The organism is Clavibacter michiganensis subsp. tessellarius, assembly GCF_021922985.1.
Classification (GTDB): Bacteria; Actinomycetota; Actinomycetes; order Actinomycetales; family Microbacteriaceae; genus Clavibacter; species Clavibacter tessellarius.
Genome location: NZ_CP040788.1, coordinates 307,073 through 322,760 on the forward strand (window position 1 = coordinate 307,073; position 15,688 = coordinate 322,760).

16 protein-coding genes and 1 tRNA gene are annotated in these 15,688 nt (G+C 72.3%); 11 read left to right on the forward strand and 6 right to left on the reverse strand.

The features are described from left to right. Positions 1-51 precede the first annotated feature (51 nt). Positions 52-711 carry a TetR/AcrR family transcriptional regulator gene (locus FGG90_RS01335; protein ID WP_094125985.1) on the reverse strand — a complete coding sequence of 220 codons (660 nt, stop codon included), beginning with the start codon at positions 709-711 and terminating at the stop codon, positions 52-54. A gap of 121 nt (positions 712-832) precedes the next feature. Here FGG90_RS01335 and FGG90_RS01340 point away from each other — a divergent pair, with 121 nt between their 5' ends. Next, on the forward strand, positions 833-2,371 hold the full coding sequence (locus FGG90_RS01340; RefSeq protein WP_094125984.1) for an MFS transporter: 1,539 nt from the start codon (positions 833-835) through the stop codon (positions 2,369-2,371). Between the two features lie 75 nt (positions 2,372-2,446). Here the strand turns inward: FGG90_RS01340 and FGG90_RS01345 are convergent, their stop codons facing one another. Continuing rightward, positions 2,447-2,701 (reverse strand): DUF6458 family protein, encoded by a 255-nt coding sequence (locus FGG90_RS01345; protein ID WP_094125983.1) that lies wholly within the window; start codon positions 2,699-2,701, stop codon positions 2,447-2,449. A gap of 111 nt (positions 2,702-2,812) precedes the next feature. Between FGG90_RS01345 and FGG90_RS01350 the strand changes: the two genes are divergently transcribed. From FGG90_RS01350 to FGG90_RS01390, 9 genes are all read left to right on the forward strand, one after another. After that, positions 2,813-3,880: a 3-isopropylmalate dehydrogenase gene (locus tag FGG90_RS01350; protein ID WP_094125982.1), complete on the forward strand. Its 1,068-nt coding sequence runs from the start codon at positions 2,813-2,815 to the stop codon at positions 3,878-3,880. 8 nt (positions 3,881-3,888) lie between these two features. Continuing rightward, the gene (locus FGG90_RS01355) at positions 3,889-5,061 is read left to right on the forward strand and encodes a branched-chain amino acid aminotransferase (protein ID WP_094125981.1); all 1,173 of its coding nucleotides are present in this window, start codon (positions 3,889-3,891) and stop codon (positions 5,059-5,061) included. Positions 5,062-5,115: 54 nt separating this feature from the next. Further along, positions 5,116-5,889, forward strand: coding sequence for a fumarylacetoacetate hydrolase family protein (locus tag FGG90_RS01360; RefSeq protein WP_094125980.1), 774 nt, complete (start codon positions 5,116-5,118; stop codon positions 5,887-5,889). A 2-nt stretch (positions 5,890-5,891) separates the two neighbouring features. Then, positions 5,892-6,668 (forward strand): hypothetical protein, encoded by a 777-nt coding sequence (locus FGG90_RS01365; protein WP_094125979.1) that lies wholly within the window; start codon positions 5,892-5,894, stop codon positions 6,666-6,668. Between the two features lie 13 nt (positions 6,669-6,681). Further along, positions 6,682-8,202 (forward strand): glutamate--tRNA ligase, encoded by a 1,521-nt coding sequence (gltX, locus tag FGG90_RS01370; RefSeq protein WP_094125978.1) that lies wholly within the window; start codon positions 6,682-6,684, stop codon positions 8,200-8,202. Between the two features lie 97 nt (positions 8,203-8,299). Then, positions 8,300-9,190, forward strand: a complete 891-nt coding sequence (locus FGG90_RS01375) for an NAD(P)/FAD-dependent oxidoreductase (RefSeq protein WP_210433078.1) — start codon at positions 8,300-8,302, stop codon at positions 9,188-9,190. 90 nt (positions 9,191-9,280) lie between these two features. Beyond that, a tRNA-Gln gene (locus tag FGG90_RS01380) sits at positions 9,281-9,352 on the forward strand. 144 nt (positions 9,353-9,496) lie between these two features. Next, positions 9,497-10,411: a hypothetical protein gene (locus FGG90_RS01385; protein WP_094125977.1), complete on the forward strand. Its 915-nt coding sequence runs from the start codon at positions 9,497-9,499 to the stop codon at positions 10,409-10,411. After that, the gene (locus FGG90_RS01390) at positions 10,408-10,593 is read left to right on the forward strand and encodes a hypothetical protein (protein WP_094125976.1); all 186 of its coding nucleotides are present in this window, start codon (positions 10,408-10,410) and stop codon (positions 10,591-10,593) included. Before FGG90_RS01385 ends, FGG90_RS01390 begins: the two co-directional genes overlap by 4 nt. A 96-nt stretch (positions 10,594-10,689) precedes the next feature. Here FGG90_RS01390 and FGG90_RS01395 read toward each other — a convergent pair whose 3' ends face one another. The 3 genes from FGG90_RS01395 to FGG90_RS01405 form a co-directional block, all read right to left on the reverse strand. Next, positions 10,690-11,700: an aldo/keto reductase family protein gene (locus tag FGG90_RS01395; protein ID WP_094131128.1), complete on the reverse strand. Its 1,011-nt coding sequence runs from the start codon at positions 11,698-11,700 to the stop codon at positions 10,690-10,692. 133 nt (positions 11,701-11,833) lie between these two features. Next, on the reverse strand, positions 11,834-12,844 hold the full coding sequence (locus tag FGG90_RS01400; RefSeq protein ID WP_094131126.1) for an aldo/keto reductase family protein: 1,011 nt from the start codon (positions 12,842-12,844) through the stop codon (positions 11,834-11,836). Between the two features lie 67 nt (positions 12,845-12,911). Then, complete coding sequence (locus tag FGG90_RS01405; protein ID WP_094131124.1) at positions 12,912-13,526, reverse strand: TetR/AcrR family transcriptional regulator; 615 nt, start codon at positions 13,524-13,526, stop codon at positions 12,912-12,914. 55 nt (positions 13,527-13,581) lie between these two features. Between FGG90_RS01405 and FGG90_RS01410 the strand changes: the two genes are divergently transcribed. Then, positions 13,582-14,379 carry an SDR family NAD(P)-dependent oxidoreductase gene (locus FGG90_RS01410; RefSeq protein WP_094131122.1) on the forward strand — a complete coding sequence of 266 codons (798 nt, stop codon included), beginning with the start codon at positions 13,582-13,584 and terminating at the stop codon, positions 14,377-14,379. Between the two features lie 84 nt (positions 14,380-14,463). On the opposite strand, the gene FGG90_RS01415 is transcribed toward FGG90_RS01410, so the two are convergent. Then, positions 14,464-15,549, reverse strand: a complete 1,086-nt coding sequence (locus tag FGG90_RS01415; RefSeq protein WP_094131120.1) for a TerC family protein — start codon at positions 15,547-15,549, stop codon at positions 14,464-14,466. Positions 15,550-15,688 lie beyond the last annotated feature (139 nt).

The following is a 15,688-nucleotide window of genomic DNA, read 5'->3' on the forward strand; positions in this document are numbered from 1 at the left end:
GCGGCTGCTGCGGCGGCCGCCCTCGCGGCGCGTCCGGGCTGATGCCCCGCCTCAGCCGCGCGTCGAGCGGAGCCGCACCAGGTCGTCGACGACGCGGATGAGCTCGTCGAGCGCGGAGTCGGCGGGCGCGGATCCGCCCAGCCACGGCTGCAGCGCGGAGTTGTAGTAGAGCCCGTCGCCGATGAGCAGCACGGCACGGGCCACGGCGGGGTCGCCGACGGCCTCGAGGATCACCGCCGCCCACTCCTCCTGCAGGTGCGTGAGCGTGTCGCGCGCGCGCGGGTGGTTGCCCTGCGCGAGGCGGGACGTCGCGACGTAGGCGCGGTCGAAGGGCGTGGCGGTCGAGAGCGACCCGCGGATCCAGCGGTCGACCGGGCCGCGCTCCGCCTGCCGCAGCCGCTCCACGTCCTCGCGGGCGAGCGCCGACATGCGGGCGAGGAGTCCCTCGACGAGCGCCTCCTTGCCGCCGAAGTGGTAGAGCAGACCGCCCTTGGAGACGCCGGCCGCGGCGGCGACCGACTCGAGCGTCGTGCCGCGCTCGCCCTGCTGCACGAGCAGCTCCTCGAACGCGTCGAGGATGCGGTCGCGCGCCGACGCGGTGGACCCGGTCGCGGGGGAGTCGCCCGCGGTGCCGCCGGTCGGCGGGGCGGCGGAGGAGGCGGCGACGGGATCGGGGTCGGGAGCGGGCGGGTCGGACGGTGCGTCGGGCATGACCCCAGCGTAGCCGCGGCTTGCCCGCTGTACCGACCGGACGGTACAGTGATCCCGGTCGCTCCGGCGGCCCCGTCCGCGCGCCCCGCGCCGTCGCCTCCCGACGTCAGGAAGCCCCGTCATGTCCACGCCCCGCACCGCATCCGACCCCGTGACCGCTCCGGCCCGCGCCGGAACACGACAGTGGGCCGCCCTCGTGGTGCTCATGCTGCCGGTGCTGCTCGTCTCCATCGACAACACGGTGCTGAGCTTCGCGATGCCGTCCATCGCCCGCGACCTCGAGCCGTCCGGCGCCGCCCAGCTCTGGATCATCGACGCGTACCCGCTCGTGCTCGCCGGGCTGCTCGTGGCGATGGGCAACATGGGCGACCGCTACGGCCGTCGCCGCCTGCTCATGATCGGCGCCGCGGGCTTCGGCGTCGTCTCGGCGCTGGCCGCCTTCGCGACCGACGCGTCGCAGCTCATCGCCGCCCGCGCGGCGCTCGGCTTCTTCGGCGCGATGCTCATGCCCTCCACGCTGTCGCTCCTCCGCTCGATCTTCACCGACCGCAAGCAGCGCCGCCTCGCCATCGCGATCTGGGCGTCGGGCTTCTCCGGCGGATCCGCGCTCGGCCCGCTCGTGGGCGGCGTGCTGCTCGAGCACTTCTGGTGGGGATCCGTGTTCCTCGTGGCCGTGCCGGTGATGCTGCCGCTGCTGATCCTCACGCCCGTGCTCGTGCCGGAGTCGAAGGACCCGGCGCCGGGGCCGATCGACGTGGTCGCGATCGTGCTGTCGCTCGCGACCGTCGCGCCCATCGTCTACGCGATCAAGACCTTCGCGACGGAGGGCGTCACGCCGCTCGCGATCGCGGCGCCCGTGGTGGGCGTGGTCGCGGGCATCCTCTTCGTGCGGCGCATGGCGCGCGCCCGGAACCCCATGCTCGACGTGGGGCTCTTCCGCGAGCCCGTCTTCACGGGCGCGGTGCTCGTCAACCTGCTGAGCGTCGTCTCGCTCGTCGGATTCCTGTTCTTCGTCACGCAGCACCTGCAGCTCGTCGCGGGGCTGGATCCGCTGGCCGCCGGGTTCGCGCTCATCCCGGGATCCGTCGTGGTGATCGTGTCGGGCCTCGTGATCGTGCCGATCGTGGCGCGCGCCCGCCCCTCGCGGGTGGTCGCGATCGCGCTCGCCTTCTCGGCGGTCGCCTACGTGATCCTCGCGGCCACGGGCAAAGGCGCGTCGGTGGGGCTCCTCGTGTTCGCCTTCTGCCTGCTCGGCGCGGGCATCGGCGCATCGCAGACCATCTCGAACGACCTGATCATCGCCGCCGTGCCCCCCGCCAAGGCCGGTGCCGCGTCGGCGGTGTCGGAGACGGCGTACGAGGTCGGCGCGGTGCTCGGCACGGCCTTGCTCGGCAGCATCCTCACCGCGAGCTACCGGACGGGCCTCGTGCTGCCGGCCGGCCTGTCCGAGGGCGACGCCGTCGCGGCGCGCGAGACGCTCGGCGGCGCGGTGTCGGTCGCGGAGCGGGTGCCGTCCGACGTGGGCGCCGCGCTGCTGGAGTCGGCGCACACGGCGTTCGACGGCGGCGTGGTGACGACCTCGATCATCGGCGCCGTGCTGATGGTGGGCGCGATCGTCCTCTCGCTCACGAGCCTCCGTCGCGCGAGCTCGCACGACTGACCGCGTCCCGACCCGGGACGCACGTCGGGCCCGTCACCTCGCGAGGTGACGGGCCCGATGCGTTCGGGGAGCGGGTCAGACGACGTTGTCGTCCGAGCGCTCGCTGCGCGTGATGCGCTGCCCGGTGGCCGGGTCGATGCGCGTGCGCGTCTCGCTGACGGCCGTGCGGCGACGGGCGAGGAGCGCGACGCCGATGATGATGACGAGCGCGCCGCCGCCGATGAGGATGTACCCCACCAGCCGGAGGTCGACGCCGGGGACGGTGATGTCGACGGCGAACGCGAGGATCGCGCCGACGATGACGAGGAAGATGCCGAGGCCGATGCTCATGGGGGTCCTTCTGTCGGTCCCGCCGGGCGGCCGGGTGGGTCCACCGTAGCGCGCGGGTGCCGGCGGCGTGCGGGTAACCTGGCCCGACACCCACCGAGCCCGGGAGGATCCATGCCCCGCACCATCTCGCTCGCCGTCGTCCCCGGGGACGGCATCGGCCCGGAGGTCGTCCACGAGGCCCTCCGCGTGCTCCGGGAGGCGGTCCCCGCGGACGTGTCGCTCGACACCACGCAGTACCCGTTCGGGGCCGGGCACTACCTCGAGACCGGCGAGATCCTCACCGACTCCGACCTCGCCGCGCTCGCGCAGCACGACGCGATCCTGCTGGGCGCGGTCGGCGGCGACCCGCGCGACGCGCGCCTCGCCGGCGGCATCATCGAGCGCGGCCTGCTGCTCAAGCTCCGCTTCGCATTCGACCACTACGTCAACCTGCGGCCGACCGCCCTGCTGCCCGGCGTCGCGTCGCCGCTCGCCGCGCCCGGGGAGGTCGACTTCGTCGTGGTCCGCGAGGGCACCGAGGGCCCGTACGCCGGCAACGGCGGCGTGCTGCGGCGCGGCACCGAGCACGAGATCGCGACCGAGGTGTCCGTGAACACGGCGCACGGCGTGGAGCGCACCGTGCGGTTCGCCTTCGAGCTCGCGGAGAAGCGCGACCGCAAGCGCGTCACCCTCGTGCACAAGACCAACGTGCTGACCTTCGCCGGATCCCTCTGGCAGCGCACCGTCGACCGCGTCGCCGCCGAGCACCCGGACGTCGCGGTCGACTACCTGCACGTCGACGCGACCATGATCTTCCTGGTCACCGACCCGTCCCGCTTCGACGTCATCGTCTCGGACAACCTGTTCGGCGACATCATCACCGACCTCGCGGCGGCCATCTCGGGCGGCATCGGCCTCGCCGCGTCCGGCAACGTGAACCCCACGGGCGCGTTCCCGAGCATGTTCGAGCCGGTCCACGGATCCGCGCCCGACATCGCCGGCCAGCAGAAGGCCGACCCGACCGCCGCGATCCTGTCGGTCGCGCTCCTGCTCGACCACCTGGGCCTGCCCGAGGCCGCCGCGCGCGTCACGGCCGCCGTCACGGCCGACCTCGCGGCGCGCGCCGCGGGCGACGCGGCCCCCCGTTCCACCGCGGAGGTCGGCGACGCCGTCATCCGCGCCCTCTCCACGAACCGCTGAAGGACCCCATGAGCACCACCAGCAGCACAGCCACCACCAGCAGCACAGCCACCACCAGCAGCACAGCCACCACCAGCAGCACCGCCGCCACCGCCTTCCCCCTCTCGTTCGAGCGGACCCCGTCGGAGCGCGCCCGCGCCGACGCCGAGCGGGAGGCGATCCTCGCGGACCCGGGCTTCGGCAAGCACTTCACGGATCACATGGTCCAGATCGACTGGACCCTCGACGCCGGCTGGCACGACGCCCGCGTCGTCCCGTACGGCCCGCTGCAGCTGGATCCGGCCGCGAGCGTGCTGCACTACGGCCAGGAGATCTTCGAGGGGATGAAGGCGTACCGCCACGCCGACGGATCCGTCTGGACCTTCCGCCCCGACCGCAACGCCGCCCGCCTCCAGCGCTCGGCCCGCCGTCTCGCGCTGCCGGAGCTGCCCACCGAGGACTTCGTCGAGTCCGTGCGGCAGCTCGTGCGCGCCGACCTCGGCTGGGTGCCGACGGCCGCCGAGCAGAGCCTCTACCTGCGCCCCTTCATGATCGCCAACGAGAGCTTCCTCGGCGTGCGCGCCGCCCAGCGCGTGGGCTACTACGTCATCGCGAGTCCGGCCGGCGCGTACTTCACGGGCGGCGTCGCGCCGGTCTCCATCTGGCTCTCCACGCAGTACTCCCGCGCCGGCAAGGGCGGCACGGGCGCCGCGAAGTGCGGCGGCAACTACGCCGCGTCGCTCCTCCCGCAGGCCGAGGCCGCGTCGCACGGCTGCGCGCAGGTGCTCTTCCTCGACTCCGAGGAGGGCCGCTACCTCGAGGAGCTCGGCGGGATGAACATCGTCCTGGTCTACGAGGACGGCCGCCTGGTCACGCCCGACTCGGAGAGCATCCTCGAGGGCATCACGCGCGACTCCATCCTCGAGCTCGCGCGCGACCGCGGCCTCACGGTCGAGAAGCGCCGCGTCGAGCTGTCGGAGTGGGTCGACGGCGTCGCGTCCGGCGAGATCACCGAGGTGTTCGCGTGCGGCACCGCGGCGGTCATCACGCCCATCGGCCGCCTGATGGGCGAGGGCCTCGACGTCGGCGACGTCGACGCGCCCGCCGGCGAGCTGACGATGTCGCTGCGCCAGGAGCTCACCGACATCCAGTACGGCCGCATCCCGGACCGCCACGGCTGGCTCACGCGCCTCGACGCGTAGCGCGCGCTCCCGTGCGGGCGGCCGCGCGCCGCCCGCACGGCTAGGGTCGACAGCGTGAAGATCGCGCGATTCAGCACCGGTGACGACCCCCGCTTCGGCATCCTCGACGAGGAGGAGGGCCACCTGGTCGTCCTCACCGGCGACCCGATGTTCAGCGGCTACCAGACCACGGGCGAGCGCGTGCCGCTCGCCGACGCCCGGCTGCTCGCGCCCGTGATCCCGCGCTCCAAGGTCGTGGCCGTGGGCCGCAACTACGCGGCGCACGCCGCCGAGCACGGGAGCGAGGCGCCCACCACGCCGCTCATCTTCCTCAAGCCGAACACCTCGGTCATCGGCCCGGACGACGTCATCCGCCTCCCCGCCGACAGCGAGCGCGTCGAGCACGAGGGCGAGCTCGCGGTCGTCATCGGCCGGATCACGCGCGACGCCACCGTCGAGGACGCCGCCCGCTCGGTGTTCGGCTACACGATCGGCAACGACGTGACCGCCCGCGACATCCAGCACTCCGAGAGCCAGTGGGCCCGCGCGAAGGGCTACGACACGTTCTGCCCGCTCGGCCCGTGGATCGAGACCGAGGGCGCGTTCGAGGACGCGCTCATCGAGACGCGCGTGGACGGCGAGCTCCGCCAGTCCGGTCGCACGAGCGAGATGGTGCACTCGGTGGCCGAGCTCATCGCGTTCGCCTCGCGGGTCTGGACCCTGCTGCCCGGCGACGTGATCCTCACGGGCACGCCCGCGGGCGTCGGCCCGTTCACCGACGGCCAGGTCGTCGAGGTGTCGATCGAGGGGATCGGCACGCTCTCCAACCCCGCGCGCGCCCGCGCCTGACCATGGACCGCCCCGGCCGTGCGCTGCGCCTCGCGCTCGCGGCCGGGGCCGTCGCGATGCTGTCGGGGTGCGTCTACGACGTGTCCGACTACGGGCTCGAGACGCCGGGGCCGTCGGGCGCCGCGCCCTCCGCGTCGCCGACCGCCTCGCCCACCGCGGGCGCCGCGGAGCTCGGCCTCCCGGCGGGTTGCACGCCGGCCGACCTCGCGATCGACTGGGCGGAGCCGGAGTCGGGTCCCGCCGACGAGCTGCTCGCGGTGCGGGTCCTCACCGTGCGGATCCCGAGCGCGGGGGAGCAGCCCGGCCTCGGCTCCACCACGCAGCGCGTCACGCGCACCGACACCGCCCTGCGGCCGGCCCTCCGCCTGCGGCTCGACGAGCGGGACGGATCCGCCGTCCCCGTCGCCGACGGCCTGGCCCCGCCGGAGACCTGGGCGGCCTTCCTCGGCGCGGACCTCCGCGACCGCGACCTCGTGGGGCCGCGGTTCGGTCGTCCCCTGCAGATCACCTCGTTCGACCCCGCGCTCGACCGCGCGGCCCGCTACGTGATCGGCTACCTCGGCTCCGCGCAGTCCGCGCACGTGACGGTGACGGGCTGCGACGGCGGCTTCCGCGGATCCGGCACCCTCGAGGGCCTCGACCCCACGCGCTCCGCGGGCGCCGTCCTCCTGGAGTGCGGGGTGCCGCCCGGCGACCAGTACGACCGGTGGGACCTCCTCGAGCCGTACTGCGCCGACGTCGCGCCCGGCGCCGACGGCGAGGCGCAGCCCGAGCCCTAGAATCGTGACCAGGATGACTGACGCAACGACCCACCCCGTGACCACCGCTTCCGGCACCGACGTCCGCGTCCGGTTCTGCCCGTCCCCGACGGGGACGCCGCACGTCGGCCTCATCCGCACGGCCCTGTTCAACTGGGCCTACGCGCGCCACACGGGCGGCAAGCTGATCTTCCGCGTCGAGGACACCGACGCCGCGCGCGACAGCGAGGAGAGCTACGGCCAGCTCATCGAGGCGCTGCGCTGGCTCGAGATCGACTGGGACGAGGGCGAGGGCGTCGGCGGTCCGCACGCGCCGTACCGCCAGTCGCAGCGCACCGACCTCTACCTCGACGTGATCCGGAAGCTCACCGAGTCCGGCCACCTCTACGAGAGCTACGCGACGGCCGAGGAGATCGAGGCGCGCAACCGCGCCGCCGGCCGCGACCCGAAGATGGGCTACGACAACTTCGAGCGCGACCTCACCGAGGCCGAGCGCCAGGCGTTCCGCGACGAGGGCCGCGCGCCCGCCCTCCGCCTCCGCGTGCCGGACACCGACCTCTCGTTCGACGACCTGGTGCGCGGCACGGTCACGTTCCCCGCCGGGTCCTTCCCCGACTTCGTGCTCGTGCGCCCCAACGGCGCCCCGCTCTACACGCTCGTGAACCCGGTCGACGACGCGCTCATGGGGATCACGCACGTGCTCCGCGGCGAGGACCTGCTCTCGTCCACGCCCCGGCAGATCGCGCTGTACCACGCGCTCATCGACATCGGCGTGGCCGACGCCATCCCGCGCTTCGGCCACCTGCCCTACGTGATGGGGGAGGGCAACAAGAAGCTCTCCAAGCGCGACCCGGAGTCGAACCTGTTCCACCACCGCGACCGCGGCTTCATCCCCGAGGGCCTCGTCAACTACCTGGCGCTCCTCGGCTGGTCGCTCACGCACGACCGCGACGTGTTCTCGCGGATGGAGATGGTCACCGCGTTCGACGTCGCCGACGTCACGCCGGCGCCCGCGCGCTTCGACCTCAAGAAGGCGGAGTCGCTGAACGGCGACCACATCCGCCTCCTGGCGCTCGAGGACTTCGCCCAGCGCCTGGTACCGTACCTGCAGGCGGCCGGCGTCGTCGGCGCCGAGCTCACGCACGACGAGCGGCGGATGCTCGACGCGGCCGCCCCGCTCGTGCAGGAGCGCATGCAGCTCCTCGGCGAGGCGCCTGACCTGCTGTCGTTCCTGTTCACGACGGCCGACGCGCTGCCCTACGACGACGCGGCCGTCCAGGCGCTCAAGGACGACGCCCCCTCGGTGCTCGCCGCCTCGCGCGGAGCGCTCGACGGCGTCCCGCACACGCAGTGGGACGTCGACCTCGTGCAGGAGGTGCTGCAGAACACGCTCATCACCGGCATGGGCATGAAGCCGCGCCTCGCCTACGGCCCGCTGCGCGTCGCCGTCTCCGGGCGCCGCATCTCGCCGCCGCTGTTCGAGTCGATGGTGCTGCTCGGCAAGGACGAGACCATCGCGCGCCTCGACCGCCTCGCGGGGATGCTCGGTGAGTGATCCCGGGGGAACCGGCGCGATCGGTGCCGCGGCGACCGGCGCGGTCCCGGACGGCGCCGGGTCCACCGCGACGGGCGACTCGTACGACGTCGTCGTCATCGGCGCCGGCCCCGCGGGCCTGTCCGCCGCGCTGAACCTCGTGCGCGCCCGGCGCCGCACGCTCGTGCTCGACAGCAGCCGTCCGCGCAACGCCGCGACGCTCATGTCGCACGGCTTCGTCACGCGTGACGGGATCTCCCCGCTCGAGCTCCGCAAGCTCGGCCAGGTCGAGGTGGAGTCGTACGACGAGGGCGAGTTCCAGCTCGCCGTCGTGCAGTCCGCGGAGCCGTCCCCGGGCGGGTTCACCATCCGGGCGAAGGGCGTGCGGCGCGCGCCCGACCGCGAGGTGCGCGCGCGCCGGATCCTGATCGCCACGGGCCTCGTGGAGACCCTGCCCGACCTGCCGAGCATCCGCGCCTACTACGGCACCGCCGTGCACAGCTGCATGGAGTGCGACGGCTACGAGAAGGCGGACGAGCCGCTCTTCCTCATCGGCGAGACCGACGACCTCGTGGAGCGCGCGCTGCTGCTCTCGCAGTGGTCGCGCGACATCATCGTCTTCACGAACGGCGTCGCGGAGATCGACGAGGCGGGGGAGCGCGGGCTCGCGTCCCTCGGCATCCGCGTCGACCGGCGTCCCGTCGCCGACATCGAGGGCGAGCGCGCGGTCATCACCGGCATCCGGATGCAGGACGGCGCGGTCGTCCCGCGGTCCGGCGGCTTCGTGCGCCCGCGCTACTCGACGGCGCTCGACTTCCTCTCCGGGCTCGACCTCGACACGGACGACGACGGCCACATCGCCGTCGACGCCGAGGGCCGCACCTCGCACGCGGGCGTCTACGCGGCGGGCGACAGCTCGCAGCCGGGGCCGCAGCAGCTGATCATCGCGGCCGGCTTCGGCGCGCGTGCCGCGAGCGCGATCAACCGGGATCTGCTGCCCCGCATCTGACGCGTCACGGGCCCGTCGGGCGGGCGCCGGTTTGGCGTCGATCCGGCCGATGGGCTACACTCGACGAGGCCCGATCGCGCATCGGGACCTTGGGGTATGGTGTAATTGGCAACACGGAAGATTCTGATTCTTTTGTTCTTGGTTCGAGTCCAGGTACCCCAGCACTGAATACACAGGAAATGACGGGCCCGGTTAATCCGGGCCTTTTCCTTTTGCCTCCCCCTCCACAGCCGATGGCGTCGCGCTCTCGCCTCGGGAATCGCCGTGCACCGGCCGGGTGTCGGTCCGACGGACCATGATCGAGGCATGCCGCAGCGGACGAGGGGACGACCGATCGGTCGCCCGATCGTGCTCCAGCGGTGGCTCGTCGTGGCCGGAGCGGTGGTGGCGCTGGCGACGCTCGCGGGGCTCATGGTCCCTGCGGAGTGGAGGGTCCTCACCGCGGCGGTGTCCGCCCTCGCCGTCTTCGCCGGGGTGGTGCTGACGTGGCGCAAGACGCTCGCCGAGGAGGCGCTCCGCGCGAGGGCCGCCTCCCAGGAGGAGGTGGCGCTCCGGCGGGCGCGAGCGGACCGGGAGCGCAGCGCGATCCTCTTCGGCTACAACGTCAGCGAGCTCCTCGGCACCATCGACGGCCTGGCTCGACGACCGGCCTCGGAGCGCTCCCAGGAGATCGCCGCCGTCCGTCAGTCCGCCGCCGTGCAGTGCAAGGAGGGCGTCGGCGCGGTCGACGCTCGTGCCGCGTACTTCCGGGTGGAGGACCTCCGCGCGACCCGTCGGAGGATGACACCCGACAAGGTCGCCAGCAGCCCCGAGCGGACGGACGGCTTCACGACCGTGTTCGAGGAAGGCGGCGACGACGATCAGGATGTGTGGGATGTCCTCGACGGACGTCGGACCACGTCGTTCGTCGAGGACGTCGCGGAGTGGGAGGCCGCTCGCGCCGGCAGGCGGGGGACGCGTTCCTACGGCACGTTCATCACGGCCCGGGTCGAGGCCGGGGGCGTGGCCTTCGGCATCCTCACCGTCAACGCGGTCCGTCCCGGCAGCCTCCTGCACGAGGACAAGCTCTACGTCGCGGCCATGGCGAGGATCCTGGGCCTGGCGGAGCTGCTGTGCCTCACGACGCACGCGCACCGGACCGCGACGGATGCCGCCGCGGGGCGCAGCGGCATGTCGGGCGTCGTGCCTATGATCGGGTACCGGCAGGAAGGCGCATCATGAGCGACACCATCATCTGGAGCTCCGACACCCGCGAGTTCACCCAGGTCCCGCATCCGGAGCGCCGTCGCGAGGCCATCCGGGCTGTCCTCGCCGACATCCAGGAGGACCCGCGCGCGTCGGTCCGCGTCGTCGAGGAGCGCTCGCGCGCCCGCCTCCGGTGGGCGGACCGCGCCGAGGCTTGATCGCCGACGCCGCCCGCGGTCCCGATGGCGTGACGACGACGGCCCCGCCCGAGCATCTGCTCGAGCGGGGCCGTCGTCGCGTTCAGCGGGTGCGGATCAGGCGAGGCGCCCCTTCGGGGAGCTGTCGCTCGTCTTCGACGGGTCCTTCTCCACGACGTCGCCGAGGGCGTCGTCGATGCGGGTGAGGAGCTCGGCCGGGATCTTCACGCCCGAGGCCTTCACATTCTCGTGCACTTGCTCGGGACGCGAGGCGCCGATGATCGCGGACGCCACGTTCTCGTTCTGGAGCACCCACGCGACGGCGAGCTGGGCGAGCGACAGGCCGAGCTCGTCGGCGACGGGCTGGAGCTCCTGCACGCGGGTGAGCGTGTCGTCGTTCATGTAGCGCTTGATCATGTCGGCGCCGCCCTTGTCGTCCGTGGCGCGCGAGCCCTGCGGCAGGTCCTGGCCCGGCTTGTACTTGCCGGTGAGGACGCCCTGGGCGATGGGGGACCAGACGATCTGCGAGATGCCGAGGTCCTTCGAGGTCGGGACGACCTCCTCCTCGATGACGCGCCAGAGGGCCGAGTACTGCGGCTGGTTCGAGATGAGCTGGAAGCCCAGCTCGCGGGAGAGGCCGTGCGCCTCGCGGAGCTGCTCGGGGGTCCACTCGCTGACGCCGATGTAGAGCGCCTTGCCCTGGCGGACGACGTCGGCGAACGCCTGCATCGTCTCCTCGAGCGGTGTCTCGTAGTCGTAGCGGTGGGCCTGGTAGAGGTCCACGTGGTCGGTCTGGAGGCGCTCGAGCGAGCCGTCGATCGACGCCATGATGTGCTTGCGCGAGAGGCCGGTGTCGTTGTGGCCCTTGGCGCCGGTCGGGAAGTAGACCTTCGTGAAGATCTCGAGCCCGTCGCGGTTCTCGCCCTTGAGCGCTTGCCCAAGGACCTTCTCGGCGACGGTGTTCGCGTAGCCGTCGGCGGTGTCGAACGTGGTGATGCCGGCCTCGAGGGCGGCCTGCACGCACTGCGTGGCGGTGTCGTTCTCGACCTGCGACCCGTGGGTCAGCCAGTTGCCGTACGTGATCTCGGAGATCTTGAAGCCTGAGTTGCCTAGGTAGCGGAATTCCATGTCCCGACCCTACGCCGCATCCTCTGGGTGCCCTCGGGGCTGCCGCTGTCCGCCGGGTGACCGGGAGATGGACGCGCGGCCCCGCCCGATGGTGTCGGGCGGGGCCGCGTGGTGGTGCGGGCGAGGCGGCGGATCAGGCCTCGCGCGTCTTCGGGGAGCTCTCGTCGGTCTTGCGCGGGTCCTTCTCGACGATGTCGCCGAGGGCGTCGTCGATGCGGGTGAGGAGCTCCGCCGGGATCGTCACGCCCGACGCCTTCACGTTCTCGTGCACCTGCTCGGGGCGCGAGGCGCCGATGATCGCGGACGCGACGTTCTCGTTCTGCAGCACCCACGCCACGGCGAGCTGGGCGAGCGAGAGGTCGAGCTCGTCGGCCACCGGCTGGAGCGCCTGCACGCGGGAGAGCGTGTCGTCGTTCATGAAGCGCTTGATCATGTTCGCGCCGCCCTTGTCGTCGGTCGCGCGGGATCCGGACGGCAGCTCCTGGCCGGGCTTGTACTTGCCCGTCAGGACGCCCTGCGCGATGGGGGACCACACGATCTGAGAGATGCCGAGCTCCTTCGAGGTGGGCACGACCTCCTCCTCGATGACGCGCCATAGGGCCGAGTACTGCGGCTGGTTCGAGATCAGCTGGAAGCCCAGGTCGGTGGCGAGCGCGTGGCCGGCGCGCAGCTGGTCGCTCGTCCACTCGCTCACGCCGATGTAGAGCGCCTTGCCCTGGCGGACGACGTCGGCGAACGCCTGCATCGTCTCCTCGAGCGGCGTCTCGTAGTCGAACCGGTGGGCCTGGTACAGGTCGATGTAGTCGGTCTGGAGGCGCGTGAGCGAGGCGTCGACCGAGTCCATGATGTGCTTGCGCGAGAGGCCGGTGTCGTTGTGCCCCTTGGGCCCGGTGGGGCCGAAGACCTTGGTGAAGATCTCGATCGAGGCACGTCGCTCGTCCTTGAGCGCCTCGCCGAGCACGGTCTCCGCCTTGGTGTTGGCGTAGACGTCCGCGGTGTCGAAGGTGGTGATCCCCGCCTCGAGCGCGGCCTTGACGCACGCGGTCGCGGTGTCGTTCTCGACCTGCGACCCGTGGGTGAGCCAGTTGCCGTAGGTGATCTCGGAGATCTTGAAGCCGGAGTTGCCGAGGTATCTGAATTCCATGGTCCGACCGTACGCCGGGCGCATCCGCGGTCCCGCACGAAAGTGTGCGACGGCGGGGTCGCGTCGGTCAGGTGCGCGGGTTCCCGGCGACGTGCAGCGGCGCGAGCGCGGTGTCGAGCGCCGCCTCGAGCGGCCAGGCGGAGCGCTCCGGCTGGCTGAGCACCAGCCCGCCCTGGATGGCGGCGAGGATGACCGTGGCGATGCGCTGCGGATCCGCGGAGGGGGCGACGAGGCCCGCCTCGCGCATCCGCTCCACGCCGCGTGCCAGGAACGCGCGCCAGGACCGCATGGTCTCGGCGATGGCCCGCTCGAGCTCCGGGTCGAGGGCGGAGGCCTGCGTGGCGAGCGATCCGATGGGACATGCCCAGCGGCCGCGGCCGATGTAGTAGTCGACGAGCGCCGCGCGCCACGCCTCCCACGACTCCCACGAGCCGAGGTCGTGGATGTGCGGCTCCTGCGCCTCCATCAGCTGGCGGCCCTCCCACCCCGCGACCTCGCGCACGAGCTCGAGCTTGCCGCCGGGGAAGTAGTGGAACAGCTGGCTCTTGCTCGTGAGCGTGGCGGCGCGCACGTCGTCGAGGGTGGTGCCGCCGACGCCGGTGGCGAGGATCTGCTCGCCGGTGGCCTCGACGATCCGCTGGCGGGTGAGCCGCCCGCGCTCGGTGATCCTCGGCTCGGCCATGCCCCGATCCTACCTCGCTGGACCATCCGGTCCACTACGTGCTATCAATTGGACCATGCAGTCCAACAGTGAAGCCATCCAGTCCCTCGTCCCCGACACCCGGCTCGCCGGCCGCACGGCCGTCGTCACCGGATCCACCAGCGGCATCGGCGAGGCCGTCGCCCGCGTGCTCGCCTCCTCCGGCGCGGAGGTCGTCGTCAGTGGCCGCGACGCCGACCGAGCCCGTGCCGTCGTCGCCGCCATCACCGCGGCGGGCGGGACCGCGCACGCGGTGCCCGCCGACCTCGCGGGGGCCGCCGACGGCATCCGCCGGTTCGCGGAGGAGGCCACGGCCGCCCTCGGCGGCCGGGTCGACATCCTCGTCAACAACGCCGGCATCTACCCGGTCGGGCCGACGGCGGCGCTCGGCGACGACGACCTCGACGCCGTCCTCGCCGTGAACGTCCGGGCGCCGCACGTGCTCGTCGCGGCGCTCGCGCCCGCGATGGCGGAGCGGGGGAGCGGTGCCGTGGTCAACGTCGGATCCTGGATGTCGCGCGTCGGCGTCCCGTTCGGCGCCGCCTACACGGCGTCGAAGGCCGCCGTCGAGCAGATGACCCGCACGTGGGCGGCCGAGTTCGGCCCCCGCGGCGTGCGGGTCACCACGGTCGCGCCGGGCGTGACCGCCACGCCCGGCAACGCGTCGGATGCGGCGGTGCTCGACGCCATGACCGCGACCACGCCGGCGGGCGTCCCGGTACGCCCCGTCGACGTCGCCTTCGCCGTGCGCTTCCTCGTGTCCGACGAGGCGGCGTTCGTGCACGGCGCGCTGCTCGACGTCGACGGCGGCATCGGCAGCACGCGCCTCGGCTGAGCCGCCGCCGCCGTTCCCGTCCCACGTGACGACGCCCGCCCCCGGGATCCGGGAGCGGGCGTCGTGGCGGTGGTGCGGGGAGCGCTAGCGGCGCGGGGCGTCCGCGTCCACGCTGCGGCCGGAGCCGCGCGCCGCGTCGTCGTCCGCGTCGACCGGTGCCTTCTCGCCCTCGACGGAGGCCGCCTGGTCGGTGCCCTCGACGGCGGACGCGTCGCGCTTCGTCTTCGCGAGGCTCGCGACGGTCGCCACCGTGATGGTGAGGAGGATGAACGACAGCGAGAACCAGATCGGGATCTCGGGCGCCCACAGCATCGGCTCGCCGCCGTTGATGAACGGCACCTCGTTGACGTGCATGGCGTGCAGCACGAGCTTCACGGCGATGAAGCCGAGGATCACCGCGAGGCCCTGCGAGAGGTACACGAGGCGCTCGAGGAGCCCGGAGATCAGGAAGTACAGCTGGCGCAGGCCGAGCAGCGCGAAGGCGTTGGCGGTGAAGACGATGTACGCCTCCTGCGTCAGCCCGAAGATCGCGGGGATGGAGTCGAGCGCGAACAGCACGTCGGTGAGGCCGATGGCGAGCATCACCAGGAACATCGGGGTGAACAGCTTCTTGCCGTCGACGCGGGTCGTCAGCTTGTCGCCGTCGTAGTGGTCCGAGGTGGGGATGAAGCGGCGGAGCGTGCGGATGAGCTTCGAGTCGGACTCGTCCTCGTCGTGCGTCTCCTTCATCTGCTTGTAGGCCATCACGAGCAGCAGGGCGCCGAAGAGGTAGAAGACCCAGGAGAAGTTGTCGATGATCGCGGAGCCCATCGCGATGAAGATGCCGCGCATCACGAGGGCTATCGCGATGCCCACGAGGAGCACCTTCTGCTGGAAGGCTCGCGGCACGGCGAAGCTCGACATGATGATGAGGAAGACGAAGAGGTTGTCGACGCTCAGCGCCTTCTCCGTCACGTAGCCGGCGAAGTACTCGCCGCCGAAGGTCCAGTTCGAGAAGACGCCGACGCCCACGCCGAACACGAGCGCGATGACGATGTAGACGACCGACCAGGTCGCGGACTCCTTCAGCGTCGGCTCGTGCGCCTTCCGCACGTGCGCGAAGAAGTCGAAGACGAGCAGGCCGAGGACGGCCGCGATGGTCGCGGCCCAGAGCCAGAAGGGGATATCCATTTCGGGGGTTCTCCAGTACTCGGACCGCTGACGGGTCCGGTGGGGTACTGAAGGTCTCCTCCACCCCGCGAGCTGCTGCTCACGGAACCGGTCGTACGGGTCGGAGTGGTCCGACCGTATTGACGACACGACCGCCGGA

Excerpts from the sequence above, each read along its gene's own strand:
- FGG90_RS01400 (WP_094131126.1), bottom strand. The coding sequence starts at position 12,844 with ATGGAATTCAGATACCTCGGCAACTCCGGCTTCAAGATCTCCGAGATC.
- FGG90_RS01340 (WP_094125984.1), top strand. The coding sequence starts at position 833 with ATGTCCACGCCCCGCACCGCATCCGACCCCGTGACCGCTCCGGCCCGC.
- FGG90_RS01335 (WP_094125985.1), bottom strand. The coding sequence starts at position 711 with ATGCCCGACGCACCGTCCGACCCGCCCGCTCCCGACCCCGATCCCGTC.
- FGG90_RS01390 (WP_094125976.1), top strand. The coding sequence starts at position 10,408 with ATGAGCGACACCATCATCTGGAGCTCCGACACCCGCGAGTTCACCCAG.
- FGG90_RS01405 (WP_094131124.1), bottom strand. The coding sequence starts at position 13,526 with ATGGCCGAGCCGAGGATCACCGAGCGCGGGCGGCTCACCCGCCAGCGG.
- FGG90_RS01415 (WP_094131120.1), bottom strand. The coding sequence starts at position 15,549 with ATGGATATCCCCTTCTGGCTCTGGGCCGCGACCATCGCGGCCGTCCTC.
- FGG90_RS01355 (WP_094125981.1), top strand. The coding sequence starts at position 3,889 with ATGAGCACCACCAGCAGCACAGCCACCACCAGCAGCACAGCCACCACC.
- FGG90_RS01365 (WP_094125979.1), top strand. The coding sequence starts at position 5,892 with ATGGACCGCCCCGGCCGTGCGCTGCGCCTCGCGCTCGCGGCCGGGGCC.
- FGG90_RS01385 (WP_094125977.1), top strand. The coding sequence starts at position 9,497 with ATGCCGCAGCGGACGAGGGGACGACCGATCGGTCGCCCGATCGTGCTC.
- FGG90_RS01345 (WP_094125983.1), bottom strand. The coding sequence starts at position 2,701 with ATGAGCATCGGCCTCGGCATCTTCCTCGTCATCGTCGGCGCGATCCTC.
- gltX (WP_094125978.1), top strand. The coding sequence starts at position 6,682 with ATGACTGACGCAACGACCCACCCCGTGACCACCGCTTCCGGCACCGAC.
- FGG90_RS01350 (WP_094125982.1), top strand. The coding sequence starts at position 2,813 with ATGCCCCGCACCATCTCGCTCGCCGTCGTCCCCGGGGACGGCATCGGC.
- FGG90_RS01395 (WP_094131128.1), bottom strand. The coding sequence starts at position 11,700 with ATGGAATTCCGCTACCTAGGCAACTCAGGCTTCAAGATCTCCGAGATC.
- FGG90_RS01410 (WP_094131122.1), top strand. The coding sequence starts at position 13,582 with ATGCAGTCCAACAGTGAAGCCATCCAGTCCCTCGTCCCCGACACCCGG.